Origin of the sequence: Providencia sp. PROV033, from assembly GCF_028484855.1 — a bacterium.
Taxonomy (GTDB): Bacteria; Pseudomonadota; Gammaproteobacteria; order Enterobacterales; family Enterobacteriaceae; genus Providencia; species Providencia alcalifaciens.
Genome location: NZ_JAMPSW010000039.1, coordinates 16,153 through 36,616 on the forward strand (window position 1 = coordinate 16,153; position 20,464 = coordinate 36,616).

The window sequence follows — 20,464 nt, forward strand, 5'->3', positions numbered from 1 at the left end:
TCTTCTTATGAATAATCTAGCATCCGTTTATTATTTCATTTTACTCATGAATAAAGTAATTTGTGCTCATATTGTTAAATAATAAAGACTATTATTTTATGAGCGTTAATAACATACGGATAAAAAAATAGGCGCCCTATTAGAGCGCCTATTTCTATACTTATAATCCTAACGATTATGCTCTTTTCATGAAGTCAAAGAACTCTTCGTTAGTTTTTGTCATTGCTAATTTGCTGATGAGGAATTCCATCGCATCGATTTCGCCCATTGGGTGAATAATCTTGCGTAGAATCCACATTTTTTGCAGCTCATCTTGGGAAGTGAGCAGCTCTTCTTTACGTGTACCTGAACGATTGTAATCAATTGCAGGGAATACGCGTTTTTCAGCAATTTTACGAGACAGGTGTAATTCCATGTTACCTGTTCCTTTAAATTCTTCGTAGATAACTTCATCCATTTTCGAGCCAGTATCAACCAGCGCGGTTGCGATGATAGTTAAACTACCGCCTTCCTCAACGTTACGAGCAGCACCGAAGAAACGTTTCGGACGATGTAATGCGTTTGCGTCCACCCCCCCCGTCAGTACTTTACCTGATGAAGGCACAACGGTGTTGTATGCACGAGCAAGACGAGTAATGGAATCCAGTAAGATGATAACGTCTTTTTTATGTTCAACTAGACGTTTCGCTTTCTCGATAACCATCTCAGCAACTTGAACGTGGCGTGCAGCTGGCTCATCAAATGTTGAAGCAATCACTTCACCTTTAACAAGGCGTTGCATCTCGGTAACTTCTTCCGGACGCTCATCGATCAGCAGAACCATCAATACACAATCAGGATAGTTATGAGCAATGTTAGCCGCAATATTTTGCAGTAACATTGTTTTACCCGCTTTCGGTGGTGCAACGATCAGACCACGTTGTCCACGACCGATTGGTGCGGCTAAATCTAATACACGAGCGGTTAAATCTTCAGTAGAACCATTACCACGTTCCATGCGCAGACGATTATTAGCATGTAACGGAGTTAAGTTTTCAAAAAGGATTTTGCTGCGGGCGTTTTCAGGTTTGTCGAAGTTAACTTCGTTAACTTTTAAGAGGGCAAAGTAACGTTCACCTTCTTTCGGGGGACGGATTTTACCTGAAATGGTATCGCCTGTGCGTAGGTTAAAACGGCGAATTTGACTAGGAGAAACATAGATATCATCAGGACCTGCGAGGTAAGAACTGTCTGCTGAACGGAGGAAACCAAATCCATCCTGCAATATTTCCAGTACGCCATCGCCGAAAATATCTTCTCCACTTTTAGCATGCTGCTTCAAAATCGAGAAAATAATATCCTGCTTTCTCATACGGGCTAAGTTCTCTAGCCCCATGTTTTCGCCTAACGTAATCAGTTCTGATACTGGCGTATTTTTTAATTCGGTAAGATTCATAATGGTGGGTTCTTTAACTCGGGGTATTTCTCGAACTATGAACGTAAATTGGAGGCAACTTTTATAGTGAACCTATGAAGTATAGTGAACCTATGAAGTGCCAGTTTAACTTTATAGTGCCCTGTTGATAGATATGGATTCATAACCAACAACAATGCATTAAAATCTGTGCTAGCTACAACTAATATTGCTGTGAAGGTGCTGTGACTAACGAAAGCGTTATTATCATCGAGATGATATGCTGCATATTATTAGAAACGTAATCAATATTAGCAATAGTTTTTTATACATTTTAGGACAACATCTTATCCCTAATACAGACCATTTACCTTATTCAAGACTTAAGTCACAGTGATACAACCATGGATTTATCAACTTTAGATTAGTCATAAGTCACGCTAAAATTGTCACTGAACAGAACTGTAAGCTAGACGGTTAAGAAAAGAGCAAAGGAAAATAAGGTAAATCTTATGGGTACTCTATGAGGAATGCGGATAACTTATCATGCTTAAATGGGGACGTCTAGCGGCTCTCTATATAAAATAAATGCGCCGCTAAACGTTTTGGCTTATATAAAGCTATAACTTACAGATTTTCGTCTAGAAATTCTTTCAGTTGAGTTTTAGATAATGCGCCAACTTTAGTTGCTGCTACACTACCGTTTTTGAATAATAGAAGTGTAGGAATACCACGAATACCAAATTTTGGTGCCGTTGCTGGATTATTATCAATATTCAGTTTTGCGATGGTCACTTTGCCTGTATATTCTTCAGCAACTTCATCCAAAATAGGTGCGATCATTTTACAAGGACCACACCATTCTGCCCAGAAGTCTACCAGAATTGGTGAATTTGCATTTAGAACGTCTGATTCAAAACTCGCATCAGTAATATGTTTAATTTTGTCGCTCATGTTGTACTCCAAAGGATCATTTTTACAGACATAGTGTAACATTAATTGGCGGCAGTATGCTTTATTTCAAAAGATACACTTTCGTAAACCAACCGATAACTGATATTCTAACATACTATGAGTAAAGCACACTTGACAGAAAAGAAGTTTTCCGACTTCGCATTGCACCCAAAAGTCATTGAAGCACTTAACAAAAAAGGCTTCAACTTTTGCACGCCTATTCAGGCGTCTACCCTGCCTTATACTGTCGAAGGCAAAGATGTTGCGGGGCAAGCGCAAACAGGTACAGGTAAAACGTTAGCATTTCTAACGTCTACATTTCATTTTCTCTTAACTCACCCAGCTATTGAAGGGAAAAAAACCAATCAGCCACGTGCGCTGATCATGGCTCCTACTCGCGAATTAGCGGTGCAGATTTATTCCGACGCGAAAGAATTAGCAGAGTACACCGGTTTAAAAATGGGTCTAGCCTATGGTGGTGATGGCTACGACGAACAATTGCGCGTATTACAAGACGGCGTTGATATTCTCATCGGAACAACAGGTCGTCTGATTGATTATGCCAAACAAGGCCACGTTGATTTAGCGGCTATCCAAGTTATTGTATTGGATGAAGCAGACCGTATGTATGACCTTGGTTTTATTAAAGATATTCGTTGGTTATTCCGTCGCATGCCTAGCGCAACGGATAGACTAAATTTACTGTTTTCCGCAACACTCTCTTACCGCGTGAGAGAATTAGCATTCGAACAAATGAACAGTCCAGAATATATCGAAGTTGAACCGCTGCAAAAAACAGGTCACCGCATTAAAGAAGAACTGTTTTATCCATCCAATGAAGAAAAAATGCGTCTGCTGCAAACGCTGCTTGAAGAAGAGTGGCCTGAGCGCTGTATTATTTTCGCAAATACCAAGCATCGTTGTGATGATATTTGGGCTCACCTTGCTGCCGACGGTCACCGTGTAGGATTACTCACAGGTGATGTCGCACAGAAAAAACGCCTGCGTATTTTAGAACAGTTCACCCAAGGTCAGATTGATATCTTGGTTGCGACTGACGTTGCCGCTCGCGGACTACACATTCCATCAGTAACTCATGTCTTTAACTATGATTTACCTGACGATTGTGAAGACTACGTACACCGCATCGGACGTACTGGTCGTGCAGGTGAAAGCGGAAACTCCATCAGCTTAGCTTGTGAAGAATACGCACTGAATTTACCTGCAATTGAAGAATATATTCAGCACTCCATCCCTGTCAGTAAATACAACAGTGATGCACTCCTGAGCGACCTACCGGCACCGAAACGCCGCCATCGTCCGCGCCCAAGTGGTCCACGCCGCAATTCAAATGCACCGCGTCGCCATAATGGTCCACGTAATAACCATAAACGTGCAGGCTGAGTAAATACCCTATGCTGAAATCTTCTTCTCTGTATGCTGCTATCGATTTGGGTTCCAACAGCTTTCATATGCTGGTTGTTCGTGAAACCGCCGGTAGCATTCAGATTATTTCTCGGGTTAAACGAAAAGTTCGTCTGGCTGCTGGCTTAGATAAAAATAATATTTTATCTGAGCAAGCCATGGAGCGAGGCTGGCAATGCCTGCGCCTTTTTTCTGAACATCTGCAAGATATTCCTAACTCGCAAATTCGAGTTGTAGCAACCGCAACGTTACGCCTTGCTAAAAATGCCGATGTTTTTATTGAAAAAGCCAGCCAAATCCTCGGTAATCCCGTGAGAGTCATCCAAGGAGAAGAAGAAGCTCGCTTGATTTATCAAGGCGTCGCCCACACGACTGGGGGACCAGAACAACGCTTAGTGGTTGATATTGGCGGCGGTAGCACTGAACTTGTCACCGGTACAGGCGCCAAAGCACAGTTACTCTATAGCCTTGAAATGGGCTGCGTCACTTGGCTTGAACGTTATTTCAGCGATAGAACGCTGACAGAAGAAAATTTTGCTCAAGCAGAAGCGGCGGCTCAACACGTTGTTGCGCCTATCGCAGATGCGCTTAAAAATCACGGTTGGAAAATTTGCGTCGGCGCATCAGGTACGGTACAAGCAATTCAGGAAATCATGATTGCCCAAGGAATGGATGAACTCATCACCCTCGGGAAATTACAGCAGCTGAAACACAAAGCTATCCAATGTCATAAGTTGGAAGAGCTTGAAATCGAAGGGCTCACTTTTGAACGCGCCCTCGTTTTTCCAAGCGGTTTATCTATTTTGATCGCTATTTTCAAAGCCCTAAATATCGAGAATATGACGCTAGCCGGTGGTGCTCTTCGCGAGGGGCTAGTATATGGCATGCTTGAACTGCCTATTGAGCAAGATATTCGTGCTCGCACACTGCGCAACATTCAACGCCGCTTCCTTGTTGATATCGAGCAAGCTGGTCGAGTACGCCAGCTCGCTGAACACTTTTATCTTCAGGTTGCCAAAGAGTGGGAATTAGATAGCCGTTGCCGCGATTTATTATCCAGCGCTTGTGCATTACATGAAATCGGGCTGAGTGTTGATTTCCGTAAAGGTCCTGAGCATGCGAGTTATTTGATTACTCATCTTGATCTTCCGGGCTTCCCCCCTGCGCAAAAACGCTTTCTTGCTGTTCTTCTCAAAAACCAACAAGGTCAAATTGACCTTTCATCTTTGAGTCAACAAAACGCACTCCCAATTCAGCAAACCTATGCATTGTGTCGTTTATTACGCTTAGCCATTATTTTTGCGAGCCGTAGGCGAGACGATACATTACCAGCATTGCGCCTGAATGCGGACGGTCAAAATTTAACAATTGCTCTACCATATCGCTGGCTTGCTGAACATCCTCTACGTGCAGAAAATTTACAGCAAGAAGTTCAATGGCAAGGGTATGTAAATTGGCAATTAGCACTAGAAGAGCGCAATAGCTCCAATTGATAACACGATGTTCCCACCAGCTCGTGGGAACATACCCGTCATGAATCCGTTTTCTTATTCAATCCTAAACGCGCTTTAATATCAGCCAGAGCAGACTGACCTTTTTGCATTCGCTCCTCGGCAGTCACCACTTTTCGTTGTTGTTCCCACACCAAATCGTCTTGTGGTAATTCCATCAAAAAACGGCTTAATTCAGGGCGGATCAGCTCACCATATTGTCGACGTTCACGGCTATGCGTAAAAAATAATTCTCGCTGCGCTCGCGTGATCCCCACATAAGCTAGACGGCGCTCTTCATCAATATTATTTTCGTCAATACTACTTTGGTGAGGCAATAATCCCTCTTCCATTCCTACTAAGAAAACATAAGGAAATTCAAGACCTTTTGACGCATGTAACGTCATCAATTGAACCTGATCTGAATCTTCATCATCTTCCCCACGCTCCATCATATCGCGCAAAGTAAAGCGCGTGACAACCTGATTGAGCGTCATTGGATCATTCAGATCATCCCCTTCAATCATTTCGCTCATCCATGTAAACAATTGATTGACGTTTTTCATTCGCATCTCAGCTGCTTTAGTGCTGGTCGACGTTTCGTATAGCCAGCTCTCATAATCCATTTCTCGCAGTAAATCTCGTACTGCGATCAACGGCTCGCGCTCAGAAGTTTTAACAATGCCATCCATCCAATGGGTAAAACGTTGTAATGCCTCCAAACCTTTACCGGTTAGAGTCTGCTCTAGACCTAAATCAAAGCTGGCTTGATATAAACTTTTTCCGCGCTGATTCGCCCATTCACCCAATTTTTGAATAGTTTTAGGTCCAATTTCTCGACGTGGTGTATTTACGATACGCAAAAAAGCACTATCGTCTTCAGGATTAGTCAGCACGCGTAAATACGCCAACAGATCTTTAATCTCAGGACGAGAAAAAAATGAAGTTCCTCCCGAAATCCGGTAAGGAATTCGGTTTTGCATCAGCATTTTTTCAAAAATTCGTGATTGATGATTACCCCGGTATAAAATCGCATAATCTTTATATTGGGTTTTATTAATGAAGTGATGAGCAATCAATTCACCAATCACACGTTCCGCTTCATGGTCTTCATTATTGGCTGTCAGCACCTTTAATGGCGCACCATAACCCAACTCAGAAAATAATTTTTTCTCGAAGACATGGGGGTTATTGGCAATCAAAATGTTGGCCGCTTTCAAAATACGGCCTGATGAGCGGTAATTTTGCTCCAGTTTAATCACATTCAGCTTAGGAAAATCTTGGCTGAGTAACACCAAGTTTTGCGGCCTAGCGCCACGCCAAGAATAAATCGATTGGTCATCATCGCCAACGACCGTAAAACGTGCACGCTGCCCCACCAGTAATTTCACCAACTGATACTGACTGGTATTGGTATCTTGATATTCGTCCACCAGCAAATAGCGAATTTTTTGCTGCCAGCGCTCTCTCACTTCTTCATTATGATAAAGCAATAGCGTTGGCTTACTAATTAAGTCATCAAAATCCAGTACATTACAACTTTTTAGATGCAGCTCATAACGGCGATAACACTCGGCAAAATGGTGCTCTTTTTCCGTTTTTGCTTGCCCAATAACTTGCGGTGGAGAAATAAGATCATTTTTCCAATTTGAGATCGCAGAGATCAGCTGTTGAAGAAGATCTTTATCTTCCTCAAGCAGATCAAATGTGAGTTCTTTGAGTAACGCCATTTGGTCTTGGTCATCAAACAAAGAAAAATTGGCTTTGATCCCTAACGCTTTATATTCGCGTTTGATAATTTCCAGTCCCAAAGTATGGAATGTGGAAATGATTAACCCTCGGGCTTCTTTTTTACCTAATGTTTGCCCCACACGCTCTTTCATTTCGCGCGCGGCTTTATTAGTAAATGTCACCGCCGCAATTTGCCGAGGCTGATAACCACAATGGCGGATCAGATGCGCAATTTTATTGGTAATAACCCGTGTTTTACCTGAGCCTGCCCCTGCCAAAACAAGGCACGGACCATCTACATATTCAACTGCCTGTTGCTGGCTAGGATTTAATCGCATGGTTTCTCTGTATCACTTAGTTATTCAAAAAGGAATTCGCTACAGATTGTAGCAGAAACCAACCCAACTCTTGAGCAACGATCCTGCCTATTTATAAAAAAACAAAAAACCGTATGACAAAATGCCATACGGTTTTGATTTAGCGATTTTTCATTCTTATAAAACGTATTTTTCTAAATTATTTGCGTTAGAGGAAGGCGGCAAAGGAGGTTATCCTATGGAGCATACATTAGTATGTGACTTAGGTAACCGAGTGTAGCCAACGCTCCTATCACACGAAGGGTGACGACAAATTATTGTGCGCTAGAAATCTTCTTCATATCCGTCATATAACCACGCAAAGTCTTACCGATTTTCTCGATAGGGTGGTTACGAATGGCTTCGTTGATGTCACGTAATTGCGCATTATCCGTTCCGTTATCTGCAACTGGTTTTGCTAAATCACCCGCTTGTAACTTGGTCATAAACTCTTTCAGCATTGGCACGGCTGCAAATGAGAACAGGTAGTTACCATACTCTGCAGTATCTGAAATAACGACGTTCATTTCATATAAACGCTTACGTGCAATAGTGTTCGCAATCAGTGGCAATTCATGCAGTGACTCATAGTAAGCCGATTCTTCAAGAATGCCGGCTTCTAACATGGTATCGAACGCCAACTCAACGCCTGCTTTAACCATTGCAACTAACAGAACACCATGATCAAAATACTCTTGCTCAGAAATTTTACCTGCAAACTCAGGGTAGTTTTCAAACGCAGATTTCCCTGTCTCTTCGCGCCATGTCAGCAAGTTTTTATCATTATTCGCCCAATCTGCCATCATTGTTGATGAAAACTCACCAGAAATAATGTCATCCATATGTTTTTGGAACAGCGGCGCTAAAATAGTCTTCAGCTGTTCCGACAGTGCATAAGCACGGATTTTCGCAGGGTTAGACAGACGATCCATCATCAGGGTGATACCGCCCTGTTTCAGAGCTTCCGTAATGGTTTCCCAACCAAACTGAATTAATTTACCTGCATAGCCTGGCTCAACACCATCTGCAACCATTTTGTCGTAGCTCAGCAACGCGCCAGCTTGCAACATACCGCACAGAATAGTTTGCTCCCCCATCAGGTCAGACTTAACTTCTGCAACGAATGATGATTCCAGAACACCAGCACGGTGACCACCAGTTGCTGCTGCCCATGCTTTAGCAATTGCCATTCCCTCACCTTTCGGATCATTTTCTGGGTGAACAGCAATCAGTGTTGGAACACCGAAACCACGTTTATATTCTTCGCGAACTTCTGTACCTGGACATTTTGGTGCTACCATCACAACAGTGATGTCTTTGCGAATTTCTTCACCCACTTCAACGATGTTAAAACCGTGAGAGTAACCCAGTGCAGCACCTTGCTTCATCATTGGCTGAACAGCACGAACAACCGTAGAGTGTTGTTTGTCTGGAGTTAAGTTAACCACTAAATCTGCTTCAGGGATCAGTTCTTCATAAGTACCAACTTTAAAACCATTTTCTGTCGCTTTACGCCATGATGCACGTTTTTCCTTGATCGCTTCTGGACGCAGAGCATAAGCGATATCTAAGCCAGAATCGCGCATATTCAGACCTTGGTTTAGACCTTGAGCACCACAACCAACAATGACGATTTTTTTACCTTTCAGGTATCCTGCTTCATCCGCAAATTCATCACGATTCATAAAGCGGCATTTACCTAATTGAGCTAACTGCTCACGCAAGTTCAGTGTATTAAAATAATTCGTCATGGTCTTACTCCATTATTCGGTCAGTGTTCTGTTGTGTTCGTATTATCAGGCAAGTTGATTATCGTTACCTGTTGCTCATTATTGAGCAGTTATGTATTCACTATATGCGATGCTTGGCATTGCTTAAATTGATATATTGACAATATAATGTTGCAATATTTGCAACGACAATCAGCGCGTAACCCGAGGGCAATATGGATATTCGTGATCTACAACTATTTCTGCATCTAGCAGAAAGCTGCCACTTTGGGCGCACATCTAAAGCCATGCATGTCAGCCCGTCAACATTATCAAGGCAAATTCAGCGCTTGGAAGATCAATTAGGGCATCCACTCTTTATTCGCGATAACCGCTCAGTGAAACTGACCCAAGCGGGAGAACATCTCAAACAGTTTGCTCAACAGACATTATTGCAATATCAGCAGCTAAAACATGCCCTAAACCAACAAAGCCCTTCGTTGAGCGGTGAGCTGCACTTATTCTGCTCAGTCACTGCGGCATATAGCCATTTGCCACAAGTGCTTGATAAGTTCCGCGCATTGCATCCACTAGTCGAAATAAAACTTACAACGGGGGATGCCGCTGATGCCGTTGATAAAGTTGAAACCAAAGAAGCTGATTTAGGCATCGCAGGTAAACCTGAAAAATTACCCGACAATGTACGATTTGCTAAAATTGGTGAAATTCCACTTGTACTCATTGCACCGTCATTACCTTGTGCAGTAAGGAGCATGGTCACCGAAGATGATCCAGACTGGTCCTCAGTTCCCTTCATCCTTCCTGAGCATGGGCCATCCCGTAAACGAATTGAGTTATGGTTTAAGCGTCATCACATCCATAATCCGGTGATTTATGCCACCGTATCGGGTCATGAAGCTATTGTTTCCATGGTAGCGCTCGGCTGTGGGATCGCGTTGATACCCAGCGTTGTCGTCGATAACAGCCCAGAACCTGTGCGTAGTCGTATATCGCAATTAGATAATATTTCGATGGTAGAACCATTTGAGCTAGGCGTTTGCTTACTCAGCAAACGCCTAAGTGAACCATTAGTTAAAGCATTCTGGGAATTGCTCCCTGAACACTCAATCTAACGTTTGTTTGCTACCTTGCGGCGCTAAGAAAAAACGAAAAGAGGGATTTCCCGTTTCATCATGATATTCATACCCTAGTGCATCAAGATGGCGATCAAAACGCACTTCTGGACCGGATAACTCAAATGCTGCCAGCACTCGCCCGTAGTCAGTTCCATGACTACGATAATGGAATAACGTAATATTCCAGTGCGTTCCTAATGTTTCCAAGAACTTTAATAATGCCCCCGGAGATTCAGGAAATTCAAAGCTATACAACTTTTCATCCAATGGCTTCGATGGGCGACCACCAATCATATAGCGCACATGCAGTTTCGCCATTTCATCATCAGACAAATCCGCCACTTCATAATCATTATTTTGTAATTCTTTAATGATATCATGACGTTCTTGCTCGCCGCCATTTAACCGAACCCCTACAAAAATACAGGCTCGTTCAGGATCAGCATCCGTATAACGATAATTAAATTCCGTGATCGAACGATTACCTAGCAGCTGGCAAAAACGTAAAAAGCTGCCTTTCTGCTCGGGAATTGTCACCGCAAGCAATGCTTCTCGCTGCTCACCTAATTCACAACGCTCAGAGACATAACGTAAGCCATGGAAATTCATATTCGCGCCAGACAGAATATGTGCCAGCCTTTCGCCCTTAATGTTATGCTGCTGAACATATTTTTTTAGCCCTGCTAGCGCTAGCGCTCCCGACGGCTCAGCAATCGCACGGACATCTTCAAAAATATCTTTCAACGCGGCACAAATCGCATCGCTATCCACGGTGATAACATCGTCAACATATTGTTGGCACAATCTAAATGTTTCATCACCAATACGCTTAACGGCAACCCCCTCGGCAAATAAGCCTACGCGAGGGAGATCCACTGGATGACCTGCTTCTAATGCCGCTTTTAAACATGCAGCATCTTCCGCCTCTACACCAATGATTTTGATTTCAGGCATAAGCTGTTTGATTAATACCGCTATCCCTGCGATCAATCCACCGCCGCCAACAGGTACGAAAATCCGATCTAAATGTGCATCTTGCTGAAGAAGCTCTAACGCAATCGTTGCCTGCCCTGCGATCACCAATGGATGATCAAAAGGCGGAACAAAGGTGGAACCTTCACGTTGTGCCATCGCAATCGCGTGAGCTTTAGCTTCATCGAAATTCGCACCAAATAAAATTGCCTCACCACCAAAACTACGCACCGCATCCACTTTGATATCCGCGGTTGCTACTGGCATAACAATTTTCGCATTGATCCCTACACGGTTAGCGGATAATGCGACACCCTGCGCATGATTTCCGGCAGAAGCCGTGACGACACCTTTCGCTTTTTGTTCTTCCGTCAAACCTGCAATCATTGCATAAGCACCGCGTAGCTTAAAACTATGTACTGGCTGCCTATCTTCACGCTTGACCAAAATTGTATTGCCCATACGTGAAGAAAGTTTATTCATTTCTTGAAGCGGCGTCACCTGAGCGGCTTCATAAACTGGCGCACTTAATGCAGCCTTCAGGTAATCAGCACCCGTCGGTGCTGAAGGTAATGGTTTTGCTGCTGCCACAATTAGCCTCCTAATTTAGACTTATCGCGTACAGCACCTTTATCTGCACTCGTCGCTAAAGAAGCATAAGCACGTAAAGCGAAAGAAACCTCACGCTGACGGTCACGTGGCGTATAGGCTTTATCTCCACGAGCTAATTCTGCTTCATGGCGTTTGGTCAGCTCGCTTTCGTCCACATCCAACTCAATAGTACGGTTTGGAATATTGATGTCGATAATATCTCCATCCTGCACTAAAGCCAGTAACCCACCGCTTGCTGCTTCTGGCGAAATATGTCCGATTGACAAACCGGAGCTTCCACCAGAAAAACGCCCATCAGTGATCAACGCACAGGCTTTTCCTAGTCCCATCGATTTCAAATATGATGTTGGATACAACATCTCTTGCATGCCAGGTCCACCTTTAGGACCTTCATAACGGATCACAACAATGTCACCAGCAACAACTCTTCCGCCTAAAATTGCGTCTACTGCATCATCTTGGCTTTCATACACTTTTGCAGGTCCACGGAAAATTAAGCTACCTTCATCAACACCTGCGGTTTTTACAATGCAGCCATCCTCGGCGATGTTGCCGGCAAGAACTGCCAAACCACCATCCAAGCTATAAGCGTGTTCAAGATTACGGATGCAACCATTTTCACGGTCAGTATCCAGTGATGGCCAACGGCAATTCTGAGAAAAAGCTTGAGTGGTACGAATACCTGCAGGACCTGCGGAAAACATGGATTTTACAGACTCATCCTTCGTCAGCATGACATCATACTGTGCCAGCATTTCGGGTAATGAAAGCCCTAAAATATTCGTTACATTTTCTTGTAATAGACCAGCACGACTCAATTCACCAAGAATACCAATCACGCCACCAGCACGATGCACATCTTCCATATGGTATTTCTGAGTACTTGGTGCCACTTTACATAAGTGAGGAACTTGTCGAGATAAGCGGTCAATATCATCCATCGTAAAATCAACTTCTGCTTCTTGTGCCGCCGCCAATAAATGCAGAACTGTATTTGTTGAACCTCCCATCGCAATATCCAGCGTCATGGCATTTTCAAATGCCGCTTTATTCGCAATATTACGTGGCAGTGCGCTTTCATCGTCTTGTTCGTAATAACGTTTTGTCAGCTCAACAATGCGTTTCCCTGCATTAATAAATAATGTCTTACGGTCCGCATGGGTAGCTAATAATGAGCCATTACCAGGCTGGGAAAGACCCAACGCTTCCGTTAAACAGTTCATCGAGTTCGCAGTAAACATACCGGAACATGACCCACATGTCGGGCATGCGGAACGCTCAATTTTTTCACTATCTTCATCACTGACATTCGGGTTTGCCCCTTGGATCATCGCATCCACAAGGTCAAGTTTGATAATCTGATCTGAAAGCTTGGTTTTCCCTGCTTCCATTGGTCCACCAGAAACGAAGATGACAGGAATGTTCAAACGCAAAGATGCCATCAACATACCTGGGGTAATTTTGTCGCAGTTGGAGATACACACCATCGCATCCGCACAGTGCGCATTGACCATATATTCTACTGAATCAGCAATCAGCTCACGAGAAGGTAAGGAATACAGCATGCCGCCATGCCCCATCGCAATCCCATCATCCACAGCAATAGTGTTAAACTCTTTCGCGACGCCGCCCGCTAGTTCTATTTGTTCTGCGACGAGTTTACCTAAATCACGTAAATGTACATGACCCGGAACAAACTGAGTAAATGAGTTTACAACGGCAATAATTGGCTTACCAAAATCATCATCGGTCATACCTGTCGCGCGCCATAATGCTCGCGCACCTGCCATATTACGGCCATGAGTGGTTGTTGCTGAACGGTACTTAGGCATATCTTAACTCCCGAGTTTTAAAATAGGCGGGGAACGACCGCCTGTAATTTATAGTATTTAATTATTGAGGGTTTACTGGATCTAACCAGCCCCATTTATCTTCTGTTGTACCGTTAAATAAACCAAAGAATGCTTGCTGAATTTTCTTCGTCACAGGACCACAACGACCGATACCAACTTGGATACCATCAACACTGCGAACTGGAGTGATTTCAGCAGCTGTTCCTGTCATAAAGACTTCATCCGCTAAGTACAGAGATTCACGAGACAGCGTTTGTTCACGCACTTCGATTCCCATATCTTTCGCCAATGTCAAAATGGCATCGCGGGTAATCCCCGGTAATGCAGATGAAGTAAATGGAGGCGTATACAGAATGCCATCTTTTACTTCAAAAATATTTTCACCTGCCCCTTCGGACAGATAACCATGAACATCTAATGCAATCCCTTCTTGGTAGCCATGGCGACGAGCTTCACTCCCAACCAGTAATGAGGATAGGTAGTTACCGCCTGCTTTTGCACCAGTAGGGATAGTATTTGGTGCCACACGATTCCATGAGGAAACCATCGCATCAATACCTTGGTCTAATGCTTCTTCACCTAAATAAGCCCCCCATGGAAATGCAGCCAAAATAACATCTGTACTGTAACCATCTGGTGGGTTAACACCCATACCTACATCACCAATGAAAACTAATGGACGAATGTACGCACTGACTAAATTATTTTTACGCAAGGTTGCACGGCAAGCTTCCATTAACTCATCGACGCTATAGCTGACTGGCATACGGTAAATTTTTGCTGAATCATGTAAACGCTGCATGTGCTCACGATGACGGAAAACAACAGGACCTTTGTGAGAGTCATAGCAACGAACGCCTTCGAATACGGAAGTCCCGTAGTGCAGAGCATGAGACATAACATGAACTTTTGCATCTGCCCATGGCGTCATTTCACCGTTAAACCAAATAAAGTCAGCTTTCTTAGTCATTTTATTTATTCCTTACATTGCACTCTGTGTGCGTAATAGTCGTGATTCTTGTTGTTTTATTTCAACTTCCGTGATGTCAGCGAGCTTCGTTAACTGCGCACATAGCTGCGTTAACGGTCTTTGGCTACTGACAGTTAATTCAATACTTACATTATCACTATCTGATAATTGATCCACATTCATAGAACTAATCCGAAATCCACGATGGCGAGTCACGCGCAAAATACGCTCTAAAACCTCGGGACGGAAACGGGCTAATATCGAGAGTTGGTGCTGCATCATAACGGTTTCTCCATCATTCTTTCGTTGCTAGCCCCAGGTGGAACCAATGGCCAGACATTTTCTAATTCATTAATTGATACCTGTAATAAAAACGCGCCATCACTTGTCAGTAATTCATCCAGTGCGGCATCCACTTCAGACTTGCATGTAATACGACGACCTTGAATACCAAAGGCACTTGCTAAGGCAACAAAGTCTGGGTTGTCAGTTAAAATAGTTTCACTGTAACGCTGTTCAAAAAACAGCTCTTGCCATTGGCGTACCATTCCTAATCGTTGGTTATCTAACAATAAAATCTTAACAGGCAGCTGCTTACGCTTGATGGTACCCAGCTCTTGAACATTCATCATGAAGGAACCATCGCCGGATACGCAAACAACCGTATCTTCAGGGCGAGCTACTTGAGCTCCTACTGCCGCAGGGATTCCAAAGCCCATTGTCCCTAGCCCGCTGGAAGTCAAAAAGTTCTCTGGTCCATCAACTGCGATATGTTGAGCTGACCACATCTGGTGCTGACCAACATCTGTTGTAACGATAGTGTTCGGCTTCATTTTGTCTGATAGCTGCTTCAGTAATAATGGCGCATAGATAGGTTCCCCTGGATGGTCGTAGCGCCATTCAAACTCTTGTTTTAGTTGCTGAATCTCTTGCTGCCAATCCGTAATATCTTTCACTACCATCAATTGAGGTAACAACGCTTTCGCATCTCCCAATAACGCCACATGGGTTTGGCGTAATTTATCCAATTCAACATGGTCAATATCGATATGAATAACCTTAGCATTAGGTGCAAAAGTGTTTAATTTTCCTGTTACTCTGTCGTCAAAACGCGCACCAACCGCGATTAATAAATCACAACGTTGCACCGAAATATTGGCAGCTTTCGTACCATGCATCCCCAACATACCGAGGTAATTTTTATCCGATGGCTTCACTGCACCTAGGCCTTTCAATGTCACAACTGAAGGGATCCCTGTTTTCTCGATAAACGATCTCAGCTCAGTTACAGCCCCTGACATTCCAACCCCACCACCAATGTATAACATCGGTTTTTCTGACTGCTCCATCAGCTCTCTTGCTTGCTTAATTGCAGCATCTGACGTGGGTTCTTGCTGATCAACAGGCATTAAATAAGGGGCTAAATCTGCGTGTTGCAGCTGAATATCTTTCGGAATATCAATCAGTACAGGTCCAGGACGTCCACTATTTGCGATTGCGAAAGCTTCAGCAAGGATACGAGGTAAATCGTCGATCGACTCCACTAAAAAACTGTGTTTGGTACAAGCAAGAGATAAGCCTAAAACATCGATTTCCTGAAACGCATCTGTGCCAATAAACGCAGATGCAACTTGGCCGGTGATTGCAACGACGGGCACAGAATCCAACAACGCATCCGCTAATCCTGTAATAACGTTTGTTGCTCCCGGACCAGATGTTGCAATACAAACCCCCGTTTTTCCTGTTGAACGAGCATAGCCAATGGCGGCAATGACTGCGCCCTGTTCATGCCGACACAGTAAATGTTCAACACCACCATCGTACAGAGCATCATACACTGGCATGATAGCCCCGCCGGGATACCCAAAAACTGTATCAACACCCTGTGTTCTTAATGCCTGCACTAACCACTGTGCTCCGTTCATTCTCATCTCCTGTCTATCATCTATACATTTGTATTTATTGTTTTTTTCTTATTTTTGTTGGTTTGCTAGAATTTTATGTCAAAAAAAACCCCGCGCCTTTCGGTGCGGGGTTCTCGTAAGATTTAGCTATTATTTCAGCTTTCGTCGTCCAAGTGCAGCCCCGCACGGTGGGATAATAATCACCACCACGCTAATAATTAGGCTAATCACTTGGATGAATTTGTTCATGAGTTTAATCTTTTCAACTTTAATCGTTATCTTTATTAAAGAGTTATCATTTTAAAATTACTTTGACAACCGTTATTTACTTTTTTGATGATTAAAATTTTAATTCTATTTAAATTCAATAGATTAAAAACAATTCAGATTAAACCACTACTTTTTATGCAGAGATATAGCTAATAGTCATAACATCCACCCATGATACAGCTAAATTCTCTAGTGAAAATTCACCCAAAAACAATTAATTAAACCTAACTAAAAAGTTAATCTTACTTAAGTAATTTCCTGTCAAAGCTATTCTCACCCAAAAGAAAAAGTGTGTATAACCACTAAAAATAAAGGCTACAAAGCCCTTTGAGAAAAAATGTAACACCTCTGCAATTAAACAATTTAATTATCGAGTCGCTTCGCAAATATCAAAGTAAGGACAAGAAAAAAAATCGAATTACTTTCAGCATATTATGCTAGTAAATAAAGAGGGCGGTTTATGACATTAGCTATTGTTTATACGAGAGCATCAATTGGGTTAGATGCTCCATTAGTCACTGTTGAAGCACATATTAGTAATGGACTTCCGGGATTAACTTTAGTGGGGTTACCCGAAACAGCGGTCAAAGAAGCTAGAGATAGAGTACGCAGCGCTCTAGTAAATAGTGGATTTGAATATCCAGTGAAAAAGATGACTGTAAATTTAGCACCAGCTGATTTACCTAAAGAAAGTGGTCGTTATGATCTAGCTATTGCTGTCGCCATACTTGCCGCATCAGGACAAGTACCGCACCAACTATTAGAACTGCATGAATTTCTTGGTGAATTAGCACTTTCAGGTGATATACGTTATGTGAATGGTGGGATCCCTGCTGCTCAAGCGGCTATTACGCAAAATAGACGGCTGATCCTTTCTCAAGATAACCAACATCAGCTCAGTTTATTGGCAGATAACAGCGTTAATTTTGCAACATCCTTACTTCAACTTTGCCATTACCTACACAAAAAAAATACGTTACCTAATAACCAACAAATTACTCAAAATCCAAGTCCACAAAATCATCAGAATGATATTGGTGATATCATCGGGCAAGAGCAAGGAAAACGTGCATTAGAAATCTGTGCAGCAGGCGGGCACAATTTGTTACTGCTTGGTCCGCCAGGAACAGGCAAAACTATGCTAGCTAGCAGGCTAATGACTTTATTACCCTCGTTAACCCCCCAAGAAGCCCTTGAAGTTACTGCATTACATAGCCTGAACCAAACAATCAACATTGAAAATCAATGGCCTACAAGACCATTCAGATGTCCTCATCATAATACATCGGTCACTGCTTTGATTGGAGGGGGATCATTACCCAAGCCAGGAGAAATCTCGCTCGCTCATCATGGTATTCTATTCCTAGATGAACTACCAGAATTCGCGCGTTCTGTATTAGATGCCCTACGAGAACCTTTAGAATCCCATCAAGTTATTATCTCAAGAGCTAAAGCTAAAGTTTGTTTTCCTGCTAGTTTTCAATTAATTGCTGCTCTTAATCCTAGTCCTACAGGTCACTATCAAGGCGAAATGAGCCGCTCCTCTCCCGCAAAAATTTTACGATACTTATCAAAGGTTTCAGGCCCATTTCTAGATAGATTCGACCTTTCAATTGAAATTCCACTACTTCCTTTGGGAACACTCAGCCAACAAACTAGCCAAGGAGAAAATAGTGAACAAATTCGATTGCGCGTCATTGAAGCTCGAAAACAGCAAATTGAAAGAGCTGGCAAAATCAATAGCCTACTGACTCCCAGAGAAACAACAAAAATCTGCCAACTCACCACTGAAGATGCTCTATTCTTAGAGAATGCACTGAATAAACTTGGGCTGTCTATCCGAGCTTGGCATCGAATCCTCAGAGTTTCACGAACAATTGCAGATTTGAGTTCTTCACAAAAGATACATAGAGAGCATTTATTAGAAGCACTAGGATATCGAGCTATGGATAAGTTATTGCTTCATTTGCAAAAACAAGTAAGCTGAGGGCATTAAGAGGGTGTTTATAACACTGCATAAAACAAAAGGGACCTAAGTCCCTATTTGTTTTAACGCTTATATTGTTCTAATACTAATGAAATTAATCATCCGTATCGGTATAGTCTTCCGATGGGTCTATCTGTGGTTTGCCACCTGATAGTGTATGGAAGCGCTTTGGACGATTGATTCGACTAGAATATTTCACCCATACCTTTTCTTCAGGGGTTACAGGTTCGCGCTCTCCACGGCAAACAGCGACGAATAATTCTTCTTCTTCTGTTTGCGCTGCGCGTTTTCCTGTATCAAGCTCATTGAAAGCTTGGCCATGACGTTCTAGCAACTGAGCTTCTTTAATGGTGAAATCACCATGACGAGAAAAGCCACGTGGGTAATGTTTATTATCAAAAAAACGATTAGTCGTGATGAAGCTATCTGCCATCTGACACACTCCTAACTGATTACGGTCAACTCTATATGGCGCGGAGTATTAGACAGCATTGACAATCTGTAAAACAAAACATTTAAATCATCACGACAAAAATTATTGGAGATGCGTGTGGACAGCGAGTTATTAAGAACTTTTTTAGAAGTCAGTAGAACCAGACACTTCGGCAGAGCCGCAGAATCTCTCTACTTAACGCAGTCTGCCGTTAGCTTTCGTATCAGACAGTTAGAAACACAATTAGGCACCAGCCTATTTACAAGGCACCGGAATAATATTCGTTTGACTGCAGCGGGGGAACGTTTAGTCCCTTATGCTGAATCATTAATGAATACATGGCTTCAGGCTAAAAAAGAGATCTCACATGCATCCCAACACACAGAACTTTCTATTGGTGCAACAGCATCCCTGTGGGAAAGCTATCTGACAAATTGGCTTGAAGTGCTATACAACCAGCATGATGAGCTGAGATTAGAAGCTCGAGTGTCAACACGCCAATCCCTCGTAAAGCAGTTACACTCCCGAGAATTAGATTTATTGATTGCAATTGAGCCACCAAAAATGGATGAGCTTGAAAGTACCATCATCGGCTCAATTCAACTCCAGCTAATGGCATCACAAAAGAATATCGCACTGACTCAGTATAATTTTATCAAATTGGAATGGGGGGCTGATTTTCATCCCAAAAACGAGCCAGCTCTACTCCAAGATGACACCCCTGTCATGATTACGACATCCGCTGAGATTACACGCCAATTATTGCCTGTATCGCTTTCTGCGGCATTTTTACCTACTCATTGGCTCCAACATTATCCAACATTAAAAACGCTCTCAGATAACGTTATTACTAAGCCTTTATATGCCATTTGGCTGAAGAAAAATGATCAGCAAATTCTAATTAATCAACTTATTAAAACACCAATACCAAACACACAATAAGCATTGATAGATATAACAATTGGGCGAAATATCGCCCTTTTTTATTGCAAAACATAGGTAGTTAATTGAAATATTAGATACTAGATGAACATGAAAAAAAGAGTTTGGGAGTTTGGGAGTTTGGGAGTTTGGGAGTTTGGGAGTTTGGGAGTTTAAGCTAAAAATCAGATGCTACAAAAAGAAAAACCCGATTAATATAATCGGGTTATCAATAGATACTTCTTTTATTATTACTTAATTGGTAACTGGCAGGGGCGGAGAGACTCGAACTCCCAACACCCGGTTTTGGAGACCGGTGCTCTACCAATTGAACTACGCCCCTAAATT

At 42.7% G+C, this 20,464-nt stretch carries 16 protein-coding genes and 1 tRNA gene; 5 read left to right on the forward strand and 12 right to left on the reverse strand.

All coding sequences use genetic code 11. From position 1 onward, the window contains the following. Nucleotides 1–175: 175 nt before the first annotated feature. Nucleotides 176–1,435 (reverse strand): transcription termination factor Rho, encoded by a 1,260-nt coding sequence (rho, locus tag PSF16_RS08745; RefSeq protein WP_004915469.1) that lies wholly within the window; start codon nucleotides 1,433–1,435, stop codon nucleotides 176–178. Nucleotides 1,436–2,020: 585 nt separating this feature from the next. Next, nucleotides 2,021–2,347, reverse strand: a complete 327-nt coding sequence (gene trxA, locus PSF16_RS08750; protein ID WP_006662353.1) for a thioredoxin TrxA — start codon at nucleotides 2,345–2,347, stop codon at nucleotides 2,021–2,023. 117 nt (nucleotides 2,348–2,464) lie between these two features. On the opposite strand from trxA, the gene rhlB reads away from it, so the two are divergent. After that, on the forward strand, nucleotides 2,465–3,751 hold the full coding sequence (gene rhlB / locus PSF16_RS08755) for an ATP-dependent RNA helicase RhlB (RefSeq protein ID WP_006658212.1): 1,287 nt from the start codon (nucleotides 2,465–2,467) through the stop codon (nucleotides 3,749–3,751). 11 nt (nucleotides 3,752–3,762) lie between these two features. After that, nucleotides 3,763–5,265, forward strand: a complete 1,503-nt coding sequence (gppA, locus tag PSF16_RS08760) for a guanosine-5'-triphosphate,3'-diphosphate diphosphatase (RefSeq protein ID WP_272689123.1) — start codon at nucleotides 3,763–3,765, stop codon at nucleotides 5,263–5,265. A 38-nt stretch (nucleotides 5,266–5,303) separates the two neighbouring features. Here the strand turns inward: gppA and rep are convergent, their stop codons facing one another. Both rep and ilvC read right to left on the reverse strand, forming a co-directional pair. Further along, entirely contained in the window at nucleotides 5,304–7,331 is a 2,028-nt protein-coding gene (gene rep / locus PSF16_RS08765; RefSeq protein ID WP_272689124.1) for a DNA helicase Rep, read from the reverse strand. A 293-nt stretch (nucleotides 7,332–7,624) separates the two neighbouring features. Continuing rightward, on the reverse strand, nucleotides 7,625–9,100 hold the full coding sequence (gene ilvC / locus PSF16_RS08770) for a ketol-acid reductoisomerase (protein WP_224120373.1): 1,476 nt from the start codon (nucleotides 9,098–9,100) through the stop codon (nucleotides 7,625–7,627). 194 nt (nucleotides 9,101–9,294) lie between these two features. Between ilvC and ilvY the strand changes: the two genes are divergently transcribed. After that, nucleotides 9,295–10,191 (forward strand): HTH-type transcriptional activator IlvY, encoded by an 897-nt coding sequence (gene ilvY, locus PSF16_RS08775; protein ID WP_006658217.1) that lies wholly within the window; start codon nucleotides 9,295–9,297, stop codon nucleotides 10,189–10,191. Here the strand turns inward: ilvY and ilvA are convergent. From ilvA to ilvL, 6 genes are all read right to left on the reverse strand, one after another. Further along, on the reverse strand, nucleotides 10,183–11,757 hold the full coding sequence (gene ilvA, locus PSF16_RS08780; protein WP_036963177.1) for a threonine ammonia-lyase, biosynthetic: 1,575 nt from the start codon (nucleotides 11,755–11,757) through the stop codon (nucleotides 10,183–10,185). The genes ilvY and ilvA overlap by 9 nt on opposite strands. A 2-nt stretch (nucleotides 11,758–11,759) precedes the next feature. Continuing rightward, complete coding sequence (ilvD, locus tag PSF16_RS08785) at nucleotides 11,760–13,610, reverse strand: dihydroxy-acid dehydratase (RefSeq protein ID WP_272689125.1); 1,851 nt, start codon at nucleotides 13,608–13,610, stop codon at nucleotides 11,760–11,762. Between the two features lie 61 nt (nucleotides 13,611–13,671). Next, nucleotides 13,672–14,601: a branched-chain amino acid transaminase gene (locus tag PSF16_RS08790; protein ID WP_006658220.1), complete on the reverse strand. Its 930-nt coding sequence runs from the start codon at nucleotides 14,599–14,601 to the stop codon at nucleotides 13,672–13,674. A 12-nt stretch (nucleotides 14,602–14,613) separates the two neighbouring features. Next, complete coding sequence (ilvM, locus tag PSF16_RS08795) at nucleotides 14,614–14,883, reverse strand: acetolactate synthase 2 small subunit (RefSeq protein ID WP_006658221.1); 270 nt, start codon at nucleotides 14,881–14,883, stop codon at nucleotides 14,614–14,616. Further along, entirely contained in the window at nucleotides 14,880–16,526 is a 1,647-nt protein-coding gene (ilvG, locus tag PSF16_RS08800; protein WP_272689126.1) for an acetolactate synthase 2 catalytic subunit, read from the reverse strand. The genes ilvM and ilvG overlap by 4 nt, the downstream gene beginning before the upstream one ends. A 129-nt stretch (nucleotides 16,527–16,655) precedes the next feature. After that, nucleotides 16,656–16,754 carry an ilv operon leader peptide gene (ilvL, locus tag PSF16_RS08805; protein WP_108478773.1) on the reverse strand — a complete coding sequence of 33 codons (99 nt, stop codon included), beginning with the start codon at nucleotides 16,752–16,754 and terminating at the stop codon, nucleotides 16,656–16,658. 481 nt (nucleotides 16,755–17,235) lie between these two features. On the opposite strand from ilvL, the gene PSF16_RS08810 reads away from it, so the two are divergent. Then, a complete protein-coding gene (locus PSF16_RS08810; protein ID WP_272689127.1) occupies nucleotides 17,236–18,762 on the forward strand; it encodes a YifB family Mg chelatase-like AAA ATPase in 1,527 nt (508 codons plus the stop codon). Nucleotides 18,763–18,856: 94 nt separating this feature from the next. Here PSF16_RS08810 and PSF16_RS08815 read toward each other — a convergent pair whose 3' ends face one another. Further along, on the reverse strand, nucleotides 18,857–19,195 hold the full coding sequence (locus PSF16_RS08815) for a DUF413 domain-containing protein (RefSeq protein ID WP_006658224.1): 339 nt from the start codon (nucleotides 19,193–19,195) through the stop codon (nucleotides 18,857–18,859). A gap of 111 nt (nucleotides 19,196–19,306) precedes the next feature. Between PSF16_RS08815 and hdfR the strand changes: the two genes are divergently transcribed. Then, complete coding sequence (gene hdfR, locus PSF16_RS08820) at nucleotides 19,307–20,137, forward strand: HTH-type transcriptional regulator HdfR (RefSeq protein ID WP_006658225.1); 831 nt, start codon at nucleotides 19,307–19,309, stop codon at nucleotides 20,135–20,137. A 246-nt stretch (nucleotides 20,138–20,383) separates the two neighbouring features. Here hdfR and PSF16_RS08825 read toward each other — a convergent pair. Further along, a tRNA-Trp gene (locus tag PSF16_RS08825) sits at nucleotides 20,384–20,459 on the reverse strand. Between the last annotated feature and the right edge of the window lie 5 nt (nucleotides 20,460–20,464).